Source organism: Actinoplanes octamycinicus, assembly GCF_014205225.1.
In the GTDB taxonomy this organism is placed as follows: Bacteria; Actinomycetota; Actinomycetes; order Mycobacteriales; family Micromonosporaceae; genus Actinoplanes; species Actinoplanes octamycinicus.
Genome location: NZ_JACHNB010000001.1, coordinates 767,609 through 784,888, shown reverse-complemented (window position 1 = coordinate 784,888; position 17,280 = coordinate 767,609). Strand labels below are relative to the sequence as shown.

The window sequence follows — 17,280 nt, the reverse complement described above, 5'->3', positions numbered from 1 at the left end:
AGCCTAACGTCGGCCTGTGACCGAAACAGTGACGTTCATCAGCGAGGGACTCCGGCTCTCCGGGGTGCTGCGGACCGCTCCGGGTGACCGTGCCGCGGTGCTCACCGGCCCGTTCACCGGCGTCAAGGAGCAGGTGGTCGCCGACTACGCGGAGCGGCTGACCGCAGCCGGCATCACCACCCTGGTGTTCGACCACCGTGGCTTCGGGGCCAGCGAGGGCCGCCGTGGTCACGAGGACAGCCAGGGCAAACTGGCCGATCTGCGGGCCGCGGTCGGTGTGCTGGACGGCTATGACCCGGCCGTGGTCGGTGTCTGCCTCGGCGCCGGCTACGCGATGCGGGCCGCCGCCACCGATCCCCGGGTGCGGGCCGTGGTGGGCATCGCCGGGGCCTACAACAGCCCGGCCTGGTTCGCCGAGCGGATGGGCACGGAGTCGTACCGGAAAGCCTTGACCGACATGCTGGACCGTTACGACGAGGAGATCCCGGCGGTCGCCGAGTCCGGTGAGGCCGCCATGCCCGGCGAGGAGCCGTGGTCCTACTATTCCCGCTGGCTCGGCCGCGGCACCTGGGAGAACAGGGTGACCCGCGGTTCGCTGCACAGCCTGATGACGCTGGACGTGCTCGGCGTCCGCCCACTGCTGCCGCCCAGCCTGATCGTGCACGGCCGCCAGGACGCCTACTGCTCCCCGGAGCTGGCCGAGGCGATGCGCGCCGACGAGACCCGCTGGCTGGACTGCACCCGGCACGTCGACCTCTACGACAACGACGAGTACGTCAGCCAGGCCGTCGCCGCGACCGTGGAGTTCCTGAACCGTCCCCGCTGAGCCGGTCCGCCGCTGTCGCCGGTCCGCCGCCGTCGCCGGTCCGCCGCCGTCGCCGGTCCGCCGATCAGCAGCGTGGCCCGCCACCGGAGAAGGTGACGGGCCACGCGGTGCTGCTCAATCGGATTCGGTCGGCCGCCACCCCCGCAGGGGTGAACCGCGGCGAGGACCGCGCCGTCAGGAGGGCCGGAGCCCCACCGAGGTGCGCGGGGAGGGTGGCTCGGCACAGCCCAGAAGGCCGACCAGGCCGGACACCCACAGTTGCCGGTAGACCGTGGCACTGGGGTGGCTCACCACCAGCTTGATCCCGCTGGCGGCGGCGGTGTGGAAACACGCCACCAGAATCCCGATCCCGATGCTGTCGATCAGCATGACGCGCTGCAGATCCAAGCAGATCTTCGTGGGCGTCATGGTGGTCAGGACGTCGTTGACGGCGTCCCGCATGACGTGCGCGTTGTCGAGGTCGATCTCCCCGCTCGGGGCGATCTCGACGGTGCCGTCGGCCAGCTGGCGGGTCGTGATCGGCAGATACACAGCTGCCCTCTCTTCTGGCGTCGGGACGTCCGACGCCGACTTGCCGCGGGACACGGTGCGCCGGCCGGAGAAGGGTCGTCCGCACACGGCGTTCGCTGGGAGACGCCGCAAGGAACCCGCGTTCCTACAACAATCCGCTGGTCTGCAAGTTACGCCACGTAGGCGCGGAACGCCAGAGTAGTTCATATGGCCGGAATGTGCTGGAACGGTCACTGCGTGGCGACGACGTTGACTGTCCACTGAATCTGACCGAATACTCACCGTATGCGATGGAGCACCGGACGGCATGCCTGAGGCGGCGATCGTGACCACCGGGCCGGCGTCCCCGGGAGCTGTTCACTTCGACAGCATCCGGGTGCGGGAGGCGCGTGACGTCCTGAATCGTTTCTACCACCCGGTGTCGCTGGGCACGCCGGAGTGCGCCGAGGCGATGGTCGGCGCCGAGGTGATCCAACTCGGACCTCTCACCGTCGGTCATCTCACGTTCGCCGGCCGCGTGACTCTGGTCGCCCCCGCGGTCGACGCGTATCACCTGACCCTGCCGACCGCCGGGCGGGTGCTGGCCCGCCGCAACGGCCGGGAGGTCACCGCCGGGCCGGCCACCGCAGTCGCCTTCCGCCCCGGCGATCCGGTCTACCTGCGCCCGCAGACCCCGTCCGCGGAGATCGACGTGCGGATCGAGCGGTGGGCCCTGGAGAGTGAACTCGCGGCGCTGCTCGGTCACCCGGTCGAGGGACCGATCGACCTGCCGGTCGCCTTCGACCTGACCGGCGGCCCGGCGCACAGCTGGAGCCGGCTGATCCGGCTGCTGCACGACGAGCTGGAGCACGAGACCAGCCTGATCTACCAGCCGCAGATCGCCGAGCACCTGTGCAGCAGCGTGCTCAGCGGCCTGCTGCTGAGCGTCCCGCACCGGTACCACGACGAGCTGGTCACCCCGGCCGCGGCCGGCCCGCCCCGGGCGATCCGGCGGGTGCTGGACACGATCAACGCCGAGCCGGACCGGCCGTTCACGGTCGCCGACCTGGCCCGGGAGGCGCGGATGAGCGTGCGGTCGCTGCAGGAGGGGTTCCGGCGGCACGTCGGGTGCACGCCGATGGCCTACCTGCAGGAGGTCCGGCTGACCCGGGCGCACGAGACGCTGCGGCACGCCGACCCGGCCACGGTCACCGTGGCCGCGGTCGCGCACCGCTGGGGCTTCGCCCACCTGGGGCGGTTCGCCTCGGCCTACCGGGCACGGTTCGGCGCCTCGCCGTCCGAGACACTGCGCCGGCGGGCCTAGCGACCGCGGCGGCGGCCGGACCGGTCCCGGCCGCGGTTCACTCGCCCGGGTCGCACCGGCGCGGCTGGGGCACCTCGTTGATCCGGCGCACGCTGAGCGTGCCGGGCGACCGGCGACTGGTGAACAGGTGACCGCGCGACGGCGCCCACTCCCGCCACGGGGCCAGCGACGGCGGCACCGCGACGGCGTCGCCGTCCCCGGCGCCACCCTGCTCGTGCAGGTAGGCCTGGACCCGGGCGGCCGAGGCCGCGCCGTTCGCGACCAGCTGCCGGACGAGCCGCAACGTCTCCTGGTCCGGTCCTGGGTCGGCGGCGTCCTGGCCGAGCAGGGCGGCGAGGCCGGTCAGCGCCCGCACCACCTCGCCCGCGTCGCGCTCCGCGTCCCAGAGCCCGGTCACGCCGGGCCTCCGCGCTCGATCGTCCGGCCGGCCGGCCCTCGTTTCGCTGCGGTGCGGTGCGTCATGCAGATTCGTCCCCTCACCTCACGCGCGCCGACGACCCCGCCGGGGGCCGTTGTCGGGACGATACGCCCCGGGCACTCGTGACACGCGAAAATGTATTCGGCTCGCTACTTTGCGTCCATCCGTAACGCGCAGGTTCTGTCCAGTTAGCGCTCAGTTCGGGCCCCTTGCCCCTACCCGGCGTGAAGAATGGGAGACCGGGCGCCACCGCCGCCCGGAAGACCACCAGGAGGGGCCATCATGAGCACGATCCGCACATCGTCCGAGGCGGCCACGCCGCCCGTCTGGCGCACCGGCGCCGAGCAGCCCTGGGACCCCGAGGACCTCGCGGTCGCCCAGGGCAAGGACCCGACGCCGGCGAACATCGCCCGGGCCCGCGCCGAGCTGGAGCGCGACGGGGCCGCCGCGATCGAGCGCACCGTCCCGTAAGACCCGCCGCGCCGCTTTGGGGTCCGGCATCACTTTCGGCGGCGAGCATCATTTCGGGTGCGCCGCTACTTTGCGCAACACCCGAGTGCCGCGCCGCGGGTTGCCGCGCCGCCACGCGGGTTAGCCGCGATGCGGGGGAGCCGCGCCGGGCGGCCGCCTTCCGGGTCACGGCCGCCGCGCTGCCGATCCGGGTCGCGTCCCGGTCCGGCTCAGCCGAGCCGGACCGAGCGTCCCTCCCGGATCGCCTGGTCCGCCGCCGCCAGCACCTCGGTGACCCGCGCGCCGAAAGCGACATCGCAGGCCGGCCGCTCCCCGCCGGCCGCGGCGGCCAGCAGCTGGTCCACCGCACGGCCGAAGCAGTCGACCGCGGAGAACTCCGCGCCGGGCACGGTCCGCACCCCGGCCGCCCCGGCGAACTCGGCCTCCGACCGCACCGCACCCTCCGGCGCGTCCACCGACAGCGTCAACCGGCTGATCGCCCCGCCCTCGTGCCGCAGCACCAGCGCGGTCAGGTCCCGCGCGCCGGTCAGCCCGGTCACCTCCACGACCGGCCCGAGCACCGGCAGCACCAGCGACAGCGCGTGCGGCCCGACGTCCCACAGGCCGCCCCGCTCGCGCCGCCACGGGGACGCCCCGAACGGGTTGTCCGGCGTGAAGATCGACCCGAGGTGGTCCACCCGGGCCTCGGTCCAGCCGCCCTCGGCCACCGCGCCGGCCAGGAACGTCTCGCACTCCGGCACGAACCGCCGGGTGAACAGGACCACCGACGCCACGCCGCGGTCCGCGACGGCCGCGGCCAGTTCCCGAGCCTCTTCGGTACGCAGGGAGACCGGCTTGTCCAGCGCCAGGTGCCGCCCGGCGCGGGCCGCCCGGATGGCGATCGGCGCCTGGATGTCCGGCGGCAGCGCGATGGCGACCGCGTCCACGTCGGCGATCAGCTCGTCCGGGTCGGCGTAGGCCCGCGCCCCGTGCTTCCCGGCCAGCTCGGCCGCCTTCTCCGGGTTACGCCCCCAGACCCCGATGAAGTCGACGCCGGGGTGCCGCGCCAGCGCCTCGGCGTGCACCATGTGCGCCCAGGGGCCGGTTCCGAACAGTCCGAAGCGCACCGCAGTGCCCACCTCTCCGTCGACGCGATCTCCGGGGCCGGAAGTTACCAGCCCAGCACGCCCTCAGTAACCTGTGCCGGGTGAACGGTCCCCTCTCGGTGGCGACGATCGTCGTCGCACTCCTCCTGGCGGCGTGGTTCTTCCTGCGCTGCGCGCTCGACCGCCCGCCGAGCCGCTTCGACCTCCTGGCGATGGCCGCGCTCAGCGCCCTGGCCGCCGTCCTGGTGCTGGTCGCCGTGATCGGCCTCGTCGACGGCTCCCGCCCGTCCGACACCACGACGTTCGCCGGCTACCTGGTCACCACGGTCGCCTTCGCCCCCGCCGCCCTCTGGCTGGCCAAGCTGGAACCCACCCGCTGGGGCTCCCTGATCCTCGGCGTAGGCGCCGTCGTCCTCCCCGTCCTGGTGCTGCGCCTGCAGCAGATAGCGTCGGTAACCGGTGCCTGACCAAACCCCCACCCCACCCGAGAACACCCCGGCAGACCGTTCCCCGGCCGCCGACGCCCCGGTCCGGACCACCGGCCGCCCGAGCGACGCCGCCCTGGGCACCGGCCTGGGCCGAGTCCTCCTGCTCGTCTACGGCATCTTCGCCCTCTCGGCGAGCGCCCGAGCCCTGGTCCAGATCACCACCCACTTCTCCGAAGCCCCCCTGGCCTACCTGCTGTCAGCGGTAGCCGGCGCCGTCTACATCGCCGCCACCGTAGGCCTGGCCGTAGGAGGCCCCAGAGGCCGCCAGATCGCCTTGATCAGCTGCACCATCGAACTCCTGGGCGTCCTCATCGTCGGCACCCTCAGCATCACCGACAAGGTCGCCTTCCCCGACGACACCGTCTGGTCCCACTTCGGCAGCGGCTACGGCTACGTCCCCTTGATCCTCCCGTTCATCGGCCTCTGGTGGATCCACCGCCACCGCCCCACCAAGCCCTGAAAACCCACTGACAAAGCACTGACAAAGCCCCAGAGCAACGCCCAGCGCCCCTCCACCCGTGCCAAGCACAAGGCGGAGGGGCGCTCCAGTCGTACCGAAAAGTGATCGAACCCCAGCCCGAACCAGCCGCAAGAAACCAGCGATGGGGGCTCCGGGGACCTCCCCGGCGTGGGGTCTGGGGCTCGGGCCCCAGGCTAGAAAGCACGATGGCGCCGGTCCGCGCTCTCCGCGGACAAACGGCGCCTGCTAATCGTGCCCCCGGCAGGATTCGAACCTGCGCTTTCGCCTCCGGAGGGCGACGCTCTATCCCCTGAGCTACGGGGGCCCAGTGGTTCAGAAGCCTAGCAGGCCCCTGAGACGCACCGCCAATCGGTACCGCCGTGTCCGCGATCGGGCGGCGGTCAGCCGGCCTGGGCCTGCTTGAGCAGGTCGTCGATCAGCTGGATCTCGCCCTGCTGGGCGGCCACCATGCTGTCGGCCAGCCAGTCCACGTCCTCGTTGCCGGAGAGTTTCTCCGCCTCCTGGGCCATGTGGATGCCGCCCAGGTGGTGTGCCCGCATCAGGGTGAGGAACTGGATGTCCTGCTCTTTGCCGGTGGCTTTGCGCAGCGAGGCGAGCTGCTCGGGGGTGGCCATGCCGGGCATCAGCCCGTTGACGACCGAGCCGGCCGAGTCCGGCATCCAGGCCATCGGCTGCTGGTCGCTGGTCGGGCTGAGATCCCAGTCACGCAGCCAGGCCTGCATGTAGCCGATCTGGGCCTGCTGGGTGGTGGCGATGTCGGCGGCGAGGGTGACGATGCCGGGGGTGTCCGAGCCGGCGTGCGCGATCATCGCCATCTCGACCGCCTGGGCGTGGTGGCTGGACATGTCGCGGAGGAAGCCGGCTTCGACGGAGTCGTCGGCCGGGGTCCGGAAGTGGGGGATGACCAGGCCGATGGCGGCGCCGAGAACGATGCCGGCGAGCAGCACGGCGACCGCGGCGTAGCCGAAGCGCCGCCGCGGGGCCGGCGCCTCCCCGGACGCCGGTGCGGCGTCCGGGGAGGTGACGTCCTGAATCATCAACTACCGGCCGTGTCCATGCCGGTGCCGTTGCCGGCGCCCGCGGTGATCGGGCCGGTGGTGGTGTTGCCGCTGGAGCAGGCCGCGCCGGGCTCCATCGACGCCTTGATCCGGGCGGCCGAGATGAAGTCGTCGATCCGGCTGTCGTTCACGTCGTCGGTCTTCAGCTGGTAGCCCCAGACCTGGACGGAGACGTTCTTGTCGAGGCCGGCGTAGGGCGACATGAGCATGTAGTCCTTGCCCTCGACCTTTTTCTTCAGCACGTCGACCTGGTCGGCGGCGAGGCCCTGCTTGTAGGTGATCCAGACCGCGCCGTGCTCGAGGCTGTGCACCGCGTGCTCGTTGGCGATCGGCTCGGTGTAGACGTCGCCCATGCAGTTCTGCCAGGACTGGTTGTGCGCGCCGCCGACCGGCGGGTTGGTCACGTAGGTCTGCGCGCCGTCCTTGTGGGTCCGGTCGTCGATCTTCGGGTTCTTCTCGGCGCGGTAGTTGACCACGCCGGAGATGTCGGCGAGCTTGTCGGTCCAGTCGCGGGAGCCCTGGACCGAGGCGTACACCCCGTAGCCGATGATGCCGGCGGCGATCAGGATGACGGCGCCGGCCACCGCGATCGGGCCCCAGTTGCGCCCGCCGGACACCTTGACCGGGGTGACCGGCTTGCGGCCCTTCTTGCCGGCCTTGTTGCCCTGCCGGTCGGCCGCGGTCTGGTTTCCGCCGGACTTGCCGGCCGGCGGCTTGCCCTGGCCGGTGGTCTTGCCGACCTTCACGGTGGACGGGACCCGTTCGGGCCCCGGCGTGCTCATGCTCATCGTGCCTCGTCGATTCGTCATAAAGGGGAAGGGCGGGGCTCGGGTGGCCGCCGAACGCTGAAGTCTACCCCCGATAGCATGGCCGGGTGACTCCCGCCAACCTTGCTGACACCGTTCTCTCAGCTGCTCGTGCCGTATTCGAGACGCGTGGCCTCGACCTGGCCGCGCTGCCCGCGACCACCGCGGTGGAGCGGCCCCGCAACCCCGAGCACGGCGACTACGCCTCGACGCTCGCCCTGCAGCTGGGCAAGAAGGTCGGGGTGGCGCCGCGCGAGCTGGCCGCCGCGCTCGCCGAGGAGCTGGGCCGGCGCGAGGGCATCAAGGCGGTGGAGATCGCCGGGCCGGGCTTCCTGAACATCCGGCTGGACGCCGCGGTCACCGGCGCGGTGGCCGGCCTGGTGCTCGCCGCCGGCGCGAGGTACGGCAGCAACGAGCAGCTCGCCGGGCAGAAGATCAACCTGGAGTTCGTCTCGGCGAACCCGACCGGCCCGATCCACCTGGGCCACACCCGGTGGGCCGCGGTCGGCGACTCGCTGCGCCGTGTGCTGTCCGCCGCGGGCGCCGAGGTGACCAGCGAGTACTACATCAACGACGCGGGCGCCCAGGTGGACCGGTTCGCCCGGTCGCTGTTCGCGGCGGCGAACGGCCAGCCGGCGCCGGAGGACGGGTACGGCGGCGACTACATCGGCGAGATCGCCCAGCGGATTCTCAGCGAGGATCCAGAATTGGCCGGTCAGCCGGCCGAGACCGCGCTGCCGGTCTTCTGGACCCGGGGTTACGCGCTGATGCTGGCCGAGATCCGGGAGAGCCTCGAGCGCTTCGGGGTGCACTTCGACGTCTGGTTCTCGGAGAAGACGCTGCACGAGGGCGGCGCGGTCGAGCACGCCATCGACGAGCTGCGCAAGCAGGGCCACATCTTCGAGGACGGCGGCGCGATCTGGCTGCGCACCACCGACTTCACCGATGACAAGGACCGGGTGCTGATCCGGTCGAACGGGGAGAAGACCTACTTCGCGGCCGACGCGGCGTACTACATCAACAAGCGGGAGCGCGGCTTCGACCGCTGCGTCTACCTGCTCGGCGCCGACCACCACGGCTACATCGGCCGGCTCAAGGCGATCGCCGCGTGCGCCGGCGACGACCCGGACGCGAACATCGAGATCCTGATCGGCCAGCTGGTCAACCTGGTCCGGGCCGGCCAGCCGGTGCGGCTGTCCAAGCGGGCCGGCAACATCATCACGCTGGACGAGCTGCTCGAGGCGGTCGGCGCGGACGCCGCGCGGTACTCGCTGGCCCGGTCCTCCACCGACTCGATGCTGACCCTGGACATCGAGGAGATCACCAAGCACTCCAGCGACAACCCGGTCTTCTACGTGCAGTACGCGCACGCCCGGATCTGCTCGATCCTGCGCAACGCCGCCGACAAGGGGATCACCCGCGGCGAGTCGTACGACCCGGCCCTGCTCTCCCACGAGCGGGAGAACAACCTGCTCAAGACGCTCGGCCAGTTCCCGGCCGTGGTGGCCACCGCGGCCGAGCTGCGCGAGCCGCACCGGATCGCGGTCTACCTGGAGGAGCGGGTGGCCACCGACTGGCACCGCTTCTACGACGCCTGTCAGGTGGTGCCGAAGGGCGAGGAGCCGGCCACCGACGTGAACCTGGCCCGGCTCTGGCTGGCCGAGGCCACCCGTACGGTGATCGCGAACGGTTTGGCCCTGCTCGGGGTCTCCGCCCCGGAGAGGATGTAACGCATGCGCGCACACGAGGCCGGGGCGCTGCACGGCGACCTCGGCAACCGCGGGCCGGCCTGGTTGCGGACCCCGGAGGACGTCAACGCCCTGGTGCCGCAGCTCTGGCCGCGCACGGTGACCCGCGCCGCCGACGGCTCCCTGCAGGTCGGCGGCGTGAGCGTGACCGACCTGGCGGCCGATCACGGCACTCCCGCCTACTTCCTCGACGAGGACGACCTGCGGGCCCGCTGCCGGGACTTCGCGGCCGCGTTCGCCGGCGCGGACGTCTACTACGCCGGCAAGTCGTTCCTGTGCAAGGCCGTGGTCCGGGTGGTCGAGGAGGAGGGGCTCTTCCTCGACGTCTGCTCGGGCGGCGAGCTGGCGGTGGCCCTGGCCGCCGGGTTCCCGCCGGAGCGGCTGGGCTTCCACGGCAACAACAAGTCGGTGTCCGAGCTGCGCCGGGCCCTGGAGGCCGGGGTCGGCCGGATCATCGTCGACTCGTTCCACGAGATCGACCGGCTCTCCGAGCTCTCCCGCGAGCTGGGCAAGCGGCCGGGCGTGCTGGTCCGGGTCACGGTCGGCGTCGAGGCGCACACCCACGAGTTCATCGCCACCGCGCACGAGGACCAGAAGTTCGGGTTCTCGCTGGCCGGCGGCGCGGCGTTCGCGGCCTGCGCGCGGATCCTCGACGAGGACGTGCTGGACCTGCGCGGGCTGCACTCGCACATCGGCTCGCAGATCTTCGATACCAGCGGGTTCGAGGTGGCCGCCCGGCGGATCGTGGAGCTGCAGGCGCAGATCCGCGACGCCCGCGGGGTGGAGCTGCCGGAGCTGGACCTGGGCGGGGGGTTCGGCATCGCGTACACCACTCAGGACGATCCGTCCACGCCGGGCGACCTGGCCAAGCGGATCAACAAGATCGTCGAGTCGGAGTGCGAGCTGGCCTCGCTGCGGGTCCCGCACCTGTCCATCGAGCCGGGCCGGGCCATCGTCGGGCCGGCCGTCTTCACCCTCTACCAGGTGGGGACGGTCAAGGACGTGGACGGCATCCGCACCTACGTGAGTGTGGACGGCGGGATGAGCGACAACATCCGGACCGCCCTGTACGACGCGTCCTACTCGGCCACCCTGGCGAACCGCAGCTCCGGCGCCGAGCCGATGCTCGCCCGCGTTGTGGGAAAACATTGTGAGTCGGGGGACATCGTCGTGAAGGATGAATTCCTGCCCAGCGACGTGCAGCCCGGAGATCTTGTTGCCGTGCCGGGTACCGGCGCGTACTGCCGGAGCATGGCCAGCAACTACAACCACGTTCCTCGGCCGCCCGTGGTGGCCGTGCGCGACGGCGCGGCCCGCGTCATCGTGCGGCGGGAGACCGAGGACGACCTGCTTGCATTGGATGTTGGATGAGCCCAGTCAAACCGGTCCGCCTCGCCCTGCTCGGTTGCGGCACCGTCGGTACTGAAGTGGTCCGGCTGTTGCACGAGCAGGCCGACGACCTGACCGCCCGGATCGGCGCGCCGCTGGAGCTGGCCGGCATCGCCGTGCGCCGGCCCGGCCGCGAGCGCGGCGACCTGCCGGTCGACCCGGCCCTGTTCACCACGGACGCGCTCGGCCTGATCAAGCGGGACGACGTGGATGTGGTGATCGAGGTGGTGGGCGGCATCGAGCCGGCCCGCACCTGGCTGGTCGAGGCGCTGCGGGCCGGCAAGAGCGTGGTCACCGCGAACAAGGCGCTGCTCGCCGAGGACGGCGGCACGCTGCACGACGCGGCCACCGAGGGCGAGGCCGACCTCTACTACGAGGCCGCGGTGGCCGGCGCGATCCCGCTGCTCCGCCCGCTGCGCGAGTCGCTGCACGGGGACCGGGTCACCGCGGTCACCGGCATCGTGAACGGCACCACCAACTACATCCTCTCCTCGATGTTCGCCACCGGCGCCGGCTTCAACGAGGCGCTCGAGGAGGCCACCGAGCTGGGGTACGCGGAGGCCGACCCGACCGCCGACGTGGAGGGCTTCGACGCCGCCGCGAAGGCCGCGATCCTCGCCTCGCTCGCCTTCCACACCCGGGTCACCGCCGCGGACGTGTTCCGTGAGGGGATGACCGGGGTGACCGCCGGCGACATGGCCAGCGCCAAGGAGATGGGCTGCACGATCAAGCTGCTCTGCATCGCGCAGCGGCGGGAGGACTCCGTCTCCGTGCGGGTGCACCCGGCGATGATCCCGCTGAGCCATCCGCTGGCCGGTGTCGGTGACGCGTTCAACGCGGTGTTCGTCGAGGCCGAGGCGGCCGGGCCGCTGATGTTCTACGGCCGCGGCGCGGGTGGCCGCCCGACCGCCAGCGCGGTGCTCGGCGACATCGTCGCGGCGGCCCGGCACAAGCTCACCGGCACCCGGGCGCCCAGCGAGAGCAACTACGCCGAGCTGACCGTCCGCCCGATCGGCGAGTCGATGACCCGCTACCACATCAGCCTGGACGTGGCCGAGCGGCCGGGCGTGCTGGCCACCGTGGCCGGCGTCTTCGCCCAGCACGAGGTGTCCATCGCCACGGTCCGGCAGTCCGGCCGGGCGGACGACGCCAAACTGGTCATCGTGACCCACAGCGCCCCGGACGCCGCGCTGGCGGCTACCGTCGAGTCGCTGTCGTCGCTGGACATCGTCCGGTCGATCGCGAGCGTGCTGCGGGTCGAGGGAGGAGCCGGCTAGTGCTGGACCACGTGGGTTTCCAGTGCGCCGACCTGGCGGCGAGCGCCGCGTTCTACGACGCGGTGCTGGCCCCGCTGGGTGGCCGGCGGCTGATGGATTTCCAGGTGGCGATCGGCTACGGCGTCGGTGACCACGCCGACTTCTGGATCGGCGGGCTGAACGAGGGTGACGGCTTCCGCGAGTCGCACATCGCGTTCGGCGCCGCCGACCGGGCCGCGGTCGACCGGTTCTTCGAGGCCGCGGTGGCGGCCGGCGCCGAGGTGCTGCACGAGCCGGGGCTGCACCCGGAGTACCACGAGCACTATTACGGCGCGTTTGTCCGCGATCCGGACGGCAACAACGTCGAAGCGGTGTGTCACCGTCCTGAATAATGGACATCCGGTCCCAAAGATCGGATGACTCGGGCACGCTGTGCGCGATTGCCCGGCGTGAGTGAGGGAGTACGGCCATGTGGCGGGGTTTGATCGAGGCGTACCGGGACCGGCTCCCGGTGACCGAGGCCACCCCGGTGGTCACGTTGCACGAGGGCAACACGCCGCTGGTGCCGGCGCCGGTGCTGTCCCAGCGGGTCGGCGCGGACGTCTACCTCAAGGTGGAGGGTGCCAACCCGACCGGTTCGTTCAAGGACCGGGGGATGACCATGGCGGTCTCCAAGGCGGTCGAGGAGGGCGCCAAGGCGATCATCTGCGCGTCCACCGGCAACACCTCGGCGTCCGCCGCGGCCTACGCGGCCCGTGCCGGGATCACCTGCGCGGTGCTGGTGCCGCAGGGCAAGATCGCGCTGGGCAAGCTCGCCCAGGCGCTGGTGCACGGGGCCCGGCTGCTCCAGGTGGACGGCAACTTCGACGACTGCCTGGCGCTCGCCTCGAAACTCTCCCAGGACTACCCGGTCGCCCTGGTCAACTCGGTGAACATCTTCCGCCTGCACGGGCAGAAGACCGCGTCCTTCGAGATCGTCGAGGCGCTCGGCGACGCCCCGGACATCCACTGCCTGCCGGTCGGCAACGCCGGCAACATCTCCGCGTACTGGATGGGCTACCAGGAGGACAAGGCGGCGGGGAACAGCACGAAGCTGCCGAAGATGTACGGCTTCCAGGCCTCCGGCGCCGCCCCGATCGTCACCGGCAAGGTGGTCGAGCAGCCGTCCACCATCGCCACCGCGATCCGGATCGGCAACCCGGCGAGCTGGACCAAGGCGCTCGACGCGCGGGACGCCTCGGGCGGGTTGATCTCGGCGGTCACCGACCGGGACATCCTGAACGCGTACCGGCTGCTGGCCCGGGAGGTCGGCGTCTTCGTCGAGCTGGGCAGCGCGGCCAGCGTGGCGGGTCTGCTGCAGCAGGCCGCAGCCGGCAAGATCCCGGCCGGGTCCCGGGTGGTCTGCACGGTCACCGGGCACGGCCTGAAGGACCCGGAGTGGGCGATCTCCACCGCGCCGTCGCCGACCGTGGTGGCCAACGACGCGCTGATCGCCGCGAAGGCGCTAGACCTGGCCTGAGCCGGTCTCCCGGTCCGGGCCGTCCGCCTGACTCGCGGCGGCCTCGCGGACCAGGATCTCCATGGCGTGTGACACCACCGTCAGTTCCTCGGCTGTGAGCCGGCTGAGGAGCTGACGGTGTTTCGCCATCCCGGCGGTGATGATGCCGTCGATGAGCTCGGTGCCCGCTTTCGTGAGGCCGATCCGGCGGACCCGCCGGTCGTGCACGTCCTCCGTGCGCGTCACCAGGTTCTGCACCACCAGCCGGTCGATCATGCCGCTCAGTGCGGCCGCGCCGACACCCACCAGCCGGGCCAGCTCACCGCCCGCCAACGTGCCGTGCCGGGACAGCAACAAGAGTATTTTCAACTGGGACATCGTCAGGTGTGACGAGAAGAGCGGATCCGACCGGTCGTCCGCGAACAGGTGCTGCAATCTCACCTGCGCACCCATGATCTCCGCGATGAGCTTTTCCTTCTCGCTCAGCGCCCGCTCCTTAGTGACGTGCTGATGGCCGGTGTGGGTCCATCCGATGACGGACTGTACCAACGGGGTTCGTTCGCGACCCCCGGTGCGCCCTGCCTCCCCCTCGGGAGGCCGGGCATCTCGCCCGTCGCGACCAAGCCCCGCGGGACCCCCATCGAAAACCATTTGTTCGCGTCAGGCAAACTATCAATGTCGGACGAAATTATCTCGGGGGAGCGCCCATGTCAGCTCTGACACGGCTCAGCCTTGCCAACCGAGGTCTGGTCGCCCTGATCGCGATAGTGATCAGCGGCTTCGGCCTCTATGCGATCCCGTCCTTGAAACAGCAACTGTTCCCGTCCATCGAGCTGCCCGCCGCGTTCGTCAGCGCGGTGCTGCCCGGCGCCTCACCGGAGACGGTGGAGACGCAGGTCACCAAGCCGATCGAGGACGCGGTCAAGGGCATCGACGGGATCGACACGGTCACCTCGACCTCGCGGGAGAACGTGTCGAGCGTCGTGGTCATGTTCGAGTACGGCACGGACATCGAGTCCGCCGTCAACCAGGTCACCACCTCGATCAACCGGATCCAGTCGCAGCTGCCGGAGAGCGTCGACCCGCAGGTCTTCGCCGGCGGCACCGACGACATCCCGGCGATCGTGCTGGCCGCCTCCGGCGGGAGCGACGAGAGCGACCTGCTCGCCAAGCTCAACGAGACCGTGGTCCCGGAGCTGAACGGCATCACCGGCGTCCGGGACACCCAGGTCACCGGCGCCCGCGCCGAGCAGGTGGTGATCACGCCGGACCTGGCGAAGCTGGGCGCCGCCGGGGTCAGCCCGGCCTCGCTGACCACCGTGCTGCAGGCGAACGGCGTCTCCATCCCGGCCGGCGCGGTCACCGACGGCACCAAGTCGCTGACCGTGCAGGTGGGCACCCCGATCACCACCGTCCAGCAGCTGCAGGACGTCTACCTGACCGGCGCCCGCGGCCCGGTCCGGCTCGGTGACGTCGCCAAGGTGGAGAGCAAGCTGCCGGCCGCCGAGTCGTACACCCGCACCGACGGCGTGGACAGCCTGGGCATCGCGGTCACCGCGCGGCCGGACGGCAACCCGGTGGAGATCTCGCACCAGGTCCGGGCCATGCTCGACGACCTGGAGAAGGACACCGGCGCCACGCTCACGGTGATCACCGACCAGGCGCCGTACGTGGAGCGGTCGATCAAGAGCCTGACCACCGAGGGCCTGCTCGGCCTGGTGATGGCGGTCGTGGTCATCCTGATCTTCCTGCTCAGCGTCCGCTCGACGCTGGTCACCGCGGTCTCCATCCCGCTCTCCGTGCTGATCGCCCTGATCGCGCTCTGGGTCGGCGACTTCACCCTCAACCTGCTCACCCTCGGCGCGCTGACGATCGCGGTGGGCCGGGTGGTGGACGACTCGATCGTGGTCCTGGAGAACATCAAACGACATCTGGAGTACGGCGAGGAGAAGCGGCACGCCATCGTCGCCGCGGTCCGTGAGGTGGCCGGCGCGGTCACCGCCTCGACCCTCACCACGGTCGCCGTCTTCGCCCCGATCGCGCTGGTCGGCGGTCTGGTCGGGCAGATCTTCGCGTCCTTCGCGATCACCGTGACGGTGGCCCTGCTGGCCTCGCTGCTGGTGGCGCTGACCGTGGTGCCGGTGCTGGCGTACTGGTTCCTGCGCCCGCCGAAGGGCGGGGCCGCCGAGGCCGAGGCGATCCGCAAAGCCGCCGAGGAGAAGGAGCAGCGCAGCCCGCTGCAGCGGTCCTACCTGCCGGTGATCCGCTTCGCCACCACGCGGCGCTGGATCACCGTGCTGATCGGCGTGGTGGTGCTGCTCGGCACCTTCGTCCTGTCCACCGCGCTGAAGACCAACTTCCTCGACGAGTCCGGCCAGGACAGCATCAACATCACCCAGGAGATGCCGGTCGGCACCAGCCTGGCGGCCACCGACGAGGCGGCCAAGAAGGTCGAGGCGGTCCTCGCCGACCGGGACGACGTGAAGACCTACCAGGTCACCGTCGGCGGCAACTCGGCGAACCCGTTCGCCGGGGGCGGCGGCGCCGGCACGGCCACCTACCAGGTCGCGCTGGACGAGGACGCGGACGCCGAGGAGGTGTCCGACCAGCTGCGCGACGAGTTCGCCAAGCTGACCGGCGCCGGCGAGATCAAGATCGGTCAGGAGGGCTCCGGGCTGGGCAGCAGCCAGCTCTCCGTCGAGGTCACCGCGGCCGACAACGAGGTGCTCAGCAGCGCGACCGAGCAGGTGCGGGCCGCGATGGCCGGGATCGGCGGGGTCGCCGACGTGGACACCACCCTGGCGGCCAGCGTGCCGCGGCTCGACGTGGTGGTGGACCGCAAGGCCGCCGCGCAGGCCGGGCTCACCGAGGCGCAGATCGGCCAGACCGTGGCCGGCATGTTCCGCTCCGCCCCGGCCGGTCAGATCAGCGTCGACGGCACCAGCCAGGACGTGGTGATCTCGTTCGGCGCGGCGCCGGCCGACCCGGCCGCGCTCAAGAACCTGCCGCTGACCACCGCCAAGGGCGTCGTGCCGCTCAGTCAGGTGGCCGAGGTCAAGCAGGTCAACGGCCCGGAGCAGGTGACCCGGACGGACGGCAACCGGACCGCCACGGTCACCGGCACGGTCACCGGGTCGAACCTGAGCGAGGTCACCCAGGACCTGAACAAGAAGCTGGACGCGCTCACCCTGCCGGCCGGCGCGTCGACCTCGGTCGGCGGCGTCAGCGCCGACCAGGCGGAGGCGTTCCAGCAGCTCGGCCTCGCCGTGCTGGCGGCCATCGCGATCGTCTTCATCATCATGGTGGCGACGTTCCGCAGCATCGTGCAGCCGATCATCCTGCTGGTCTCCATCCCGTTCGCGGCGACCGGCGCGATCGCGCTGCTGCTGGCCACCGGCACCCCGCTCGGCGTGCCGGCGCTGATCGGCGTGCTGATGCTGGTGGGCATCGTGGTCACCAACGCGATCGTGCTGATGGACCTGATCAACCACTACCGGGCGGCCGGCATGGGCGTCCAGGAGGCGGTGATCGAGGGCGGCCGGCACCGGCTGCGGCCGATCCTGATGACCGCGATCGCGACCATCTTCGCGCTCATCCCGATGGCGCTCGGCCTGACCGGCGAGGGCGGCTTCATCTCCCAGCCGCTGGCCATCGTGGTGATCGGTGGTCTGGTCAGCTCGACGCTGCTCACCCTGGTGCTGGTCCCGGCGCTCTACACGATCGTGGAGCGGCGCAAGGAGCGGCGCCGCGAGAAGCGCGAGGCCAAGCGGATCGCCAAGGGCGGCACGCCGGCCGAGCCGGTCACGCCGCCGGCCGCCGCCGAGCCGGTGACCGTGCCGGACGACGCGACGCCGGGCGGGAACGGCGCGCTGCGCGGGTACACCGACCAGTTCGAGGTGCTCAAGATGCCGAAGGGGCCGGCGAAGCCGGAGTAGCGCGTACA

General features: G+C 71.3%; 17 protein-coding genes and 1 tRNA gene. 11 read left to right on the top strand and 7 right to left on the bottom strand.

All coding sequences use genetic code 11. From position 1 onward, the window contains the following. Positions 1-16: 16 nt before the first annotated feature. Complete coding sequence (locus BJY16_RS03355; RefSeq protein WP_185037656.1) at positions 17-826, top strand: alpha/beta hydrolase; 810 nt, start codon at positions 17-19, stop codon at positions 824-826. Between the two features lie 174 nt (positions 827-1,000). Here BJY16_RS03355 and BJY16_RS03350 read toward each other — a convergent pair whose 3' ends face one another. Next, the gene (locus tag BJY16_RS03350) at positions 1,001-1,357 is read right to left on the bottom strand and encodes an STAS domain-containing protein (RefSeq protein WP_185037655.1); all 357 of its coding nucleotides are present in this window, start codon (positions 1,355-1,357) and stop codon (positions 1,001-1,003) included. 286 nt (positions 1,358-1,643) lie between these two features. Here BJY16_RS03350 and BJY16_RS03345 point away from each other — a divergent pair, with 286 nt between their 5' ends. After that, the gene (locus BJY16_RS03345; protein WP_185037654.1) at positions 1,644-2,639 is read left to right on the top strand and encodes a helix-turn-helix transcriptional regulator; all 996 of its coding nucleotides are present in this window, start codon (positions 1,644-1,646) and stop codon (positions 2,637-2,639) included. Between the two features lie 37 nt (positions 2,640-2,676). On the opposite strand, the gene BJY16_RS03340 is transcribed toward BJY16_RS03345, so the two are convergent. Then, positions 2,677-3,036 carry a hypothetical protein gene (locus BJY16_RS03340; RefSeq protein ID WP_185037653.1) on the bottom strand — a complete coding sequence of 120 codons (360 nt, stop codon included), beginning with the start codon at positions 3,034-3,036 and terminating at the stop codon, positions 2,677-2,679. A gap of 303 nt (positions 3,037-3,339) precedes the next feature. Here BJY16_RS03340 and BJY16_RS03335 point away from each other — a divergent pair, with 303 nt between their 5' ends. Then, positions 3,340-3,528 (top strand): hypothetical protein, encoded by a 189-nt coding sequence (locus BJY16_RS03335; RefSeq protein WP_185037652.1) that lies wholly within the window; start codon positions 3,340-3,342, stop codon positions 3,526-3,528. Positions 3,529-3,737: 209 nt separating this feature from the next. Here BJY16_RS03335 and BJY16_RS03330 read toward each other — a convergent pair whose 3' ends face one another. Beyond that, positions 3,738-4,634: a Gfo/Idh/MocA family protein gene (locus BJY16_RS03330; RefSeq protein ID WP_185037651.1), complete on the bottom strand. Its 897-nt coding sequence runs from the start codon at positions 4,632-4,634 to the stop codon at positions 3,738-3,740. A gap of 80 nt (positions 4,635-4,714) precedes the next feature. Between BJY16_RS03330 and BJY16_RS03325 the strand changes: the two genes are divergently transcribed. Both BJY16_RS03325 and BJY16_RS03320 read left to right on the top strand, forming a co-directional pair. Continuing rightward, the gene (locus tag BJY16_RS03325) at positions 4,715-5,080 is read left to right on the top strand and encodes a hypothetical protein (protein WP_185037650.1); all 366 of its coding nucleotides are present in this window, start codon (positions 4,715-4,717) and stop codon (positions 5,078-5,080) included. A gap of 94 nt (positions 5,081-5,174) precedes the next feature. After that, on the top strand, positions 5,175-5,561 hold the full coding sequence (locus BJY16_RS03320; protein WP_185046243.1) for a hypothetical protein: 387 nt from the start codon (positions 5,175-5,177) through the stop codon (positions 5,559-5,561). A 253-nt stretch (positions 5,562-5,814) separates the two neighbouring features. On the opposite strand, the gene BJY16_RS03315 is transcribed toward BJY16_RS03320, so the two are convergent. From BJY16_RS03315 to BJY16_RS03305, 3 genes are all read right to left on the bottom strand, one after another. Then, positions 5,815-5,886 (bottom strand) — tRNA-Arg (locus BJY16_RS03315). Between the two features lie 76 nt (positions 5,887-5,962). Beyond that, entirely contained in the window at positions 5,963-6,619 is a 657-nt protein-coding gene (locus BJY16_RS03310; protein WP_185037649.1) for a DUF305 domain-containing protein, read from the bottom strand. Beyond that, a complete protein-coding gene (locus BJY16_RS03305) occupies positions 6,619-7,428 on the bottom strand; it encodes a thioredoxin-like domain-containing protein (RefSeq protein WP_185037648.1) in 810 nt (269 codons plus the stop codon). Before BJY16_RS03305 ends, BJY16_RS03310 begins: the two co-directional genes overlap by 1 nt. A gap of 86 nt (positions 7,429-7,514) precedes the next feature. Between BJY16_RS03305 and argS the strand changes: the two genes are divergently transcribed. The 5 genes from argS (at position 7,515) to thrC (ending at position 13,358) form a co-directional block, all read left to right on the top strand. Then, entirely contained in the window at positions 7,515-9,176 is a 1,662-nt protein-coding gene (gene argS / locus BJY16_RS03300) for an arginine--tRNA ligase (protein ID WP_185037647.1), read from the top strand. Positions 9,177-9,179: 3 nt separating this feature from the next. Next, a complete protein-coding gene (lysA, locus tag BJY16_RS03295; RefSeq protein ID WP_185037646.1) occupies positions 9,180-10,565 on the top strand; it encodes a diaminopimelate decarboxylase in 1,386 nt (461 codons plus the stop codon). Next, positions 10,562-11,860 carry a homoserine dehydrogenase gene (locus tag BJY16_RS03290; RefSeq protein WP_185037645.1) on the top strand — a complete coding sequence of 433 codons (1,299 nt, stop codon included), beginning with the start codon at positions 10,562-10,564 and terminating at the stop codon, positions 11,858-11,860. The genes lysA and BJY16_RS03290 overlap by 4 nt, the downstream gene beginning before the upstream one ends. After that, positions 11,860-12,231: a VOC family protein gene (locus BJY16_RS03285; RefSeq protein ID WP_185037644.1), complete on the top strand. Its 372-nt coding sequence runs from the start codon at positions 11,860-11,862 to the stop codon at positions 12,229-12,231. Before BJY16_RS03290 ends, BJY16_RS03285 begins: the two co-directional genes overlap by 1 nt. Before the next feature lie 77 nt (positions 12,232-12,308). Then, entirely contained in the window at positions 12,309-13,358 is a 1,050-nt protein-coding gene (thrC, locus tag BJY16_RS03280) for a threonine synthase (RefSeq protein ID WP_185037643.1), read from the top strand. Here the strand turns inward: thrC and BJY16_RS03275 are convergent. After that, positions 13,344-13,988: a MarR family winged helix-turn-helix transcriptional regulator gene (locus BJY16_RS03275; protein WP_185037642.1), complete on the bottom strand. Its 645-nt coding sequence runs from the start codon at positions 13,986-13,988 to the stop codon at positions 13,344-13,346. The genes thrC and BJY16_RS03275 overlap by 15 nt on opposite strands. A 56-nt stretch (positions 13,989-14,044) precedes the next feature. Between BJY16_RS03275 and BJY16_RS03270 the strand changes: the two genes are divergently transcribed. Beyond that, positions 14,045-17,272: an efflux RND transporter permease subunit gene (locus tag BJY16_RS03270; protein ID WP_185037641.1), complete on the top strand. Its 3,228-nt coding sequence runs from the start codon at positions 14,045-14,047 to the stop codon at positions 17,270-17,272. The last annotated feature ends 8 nt before the right edge of the window (positions 17,273-17,280 follow it).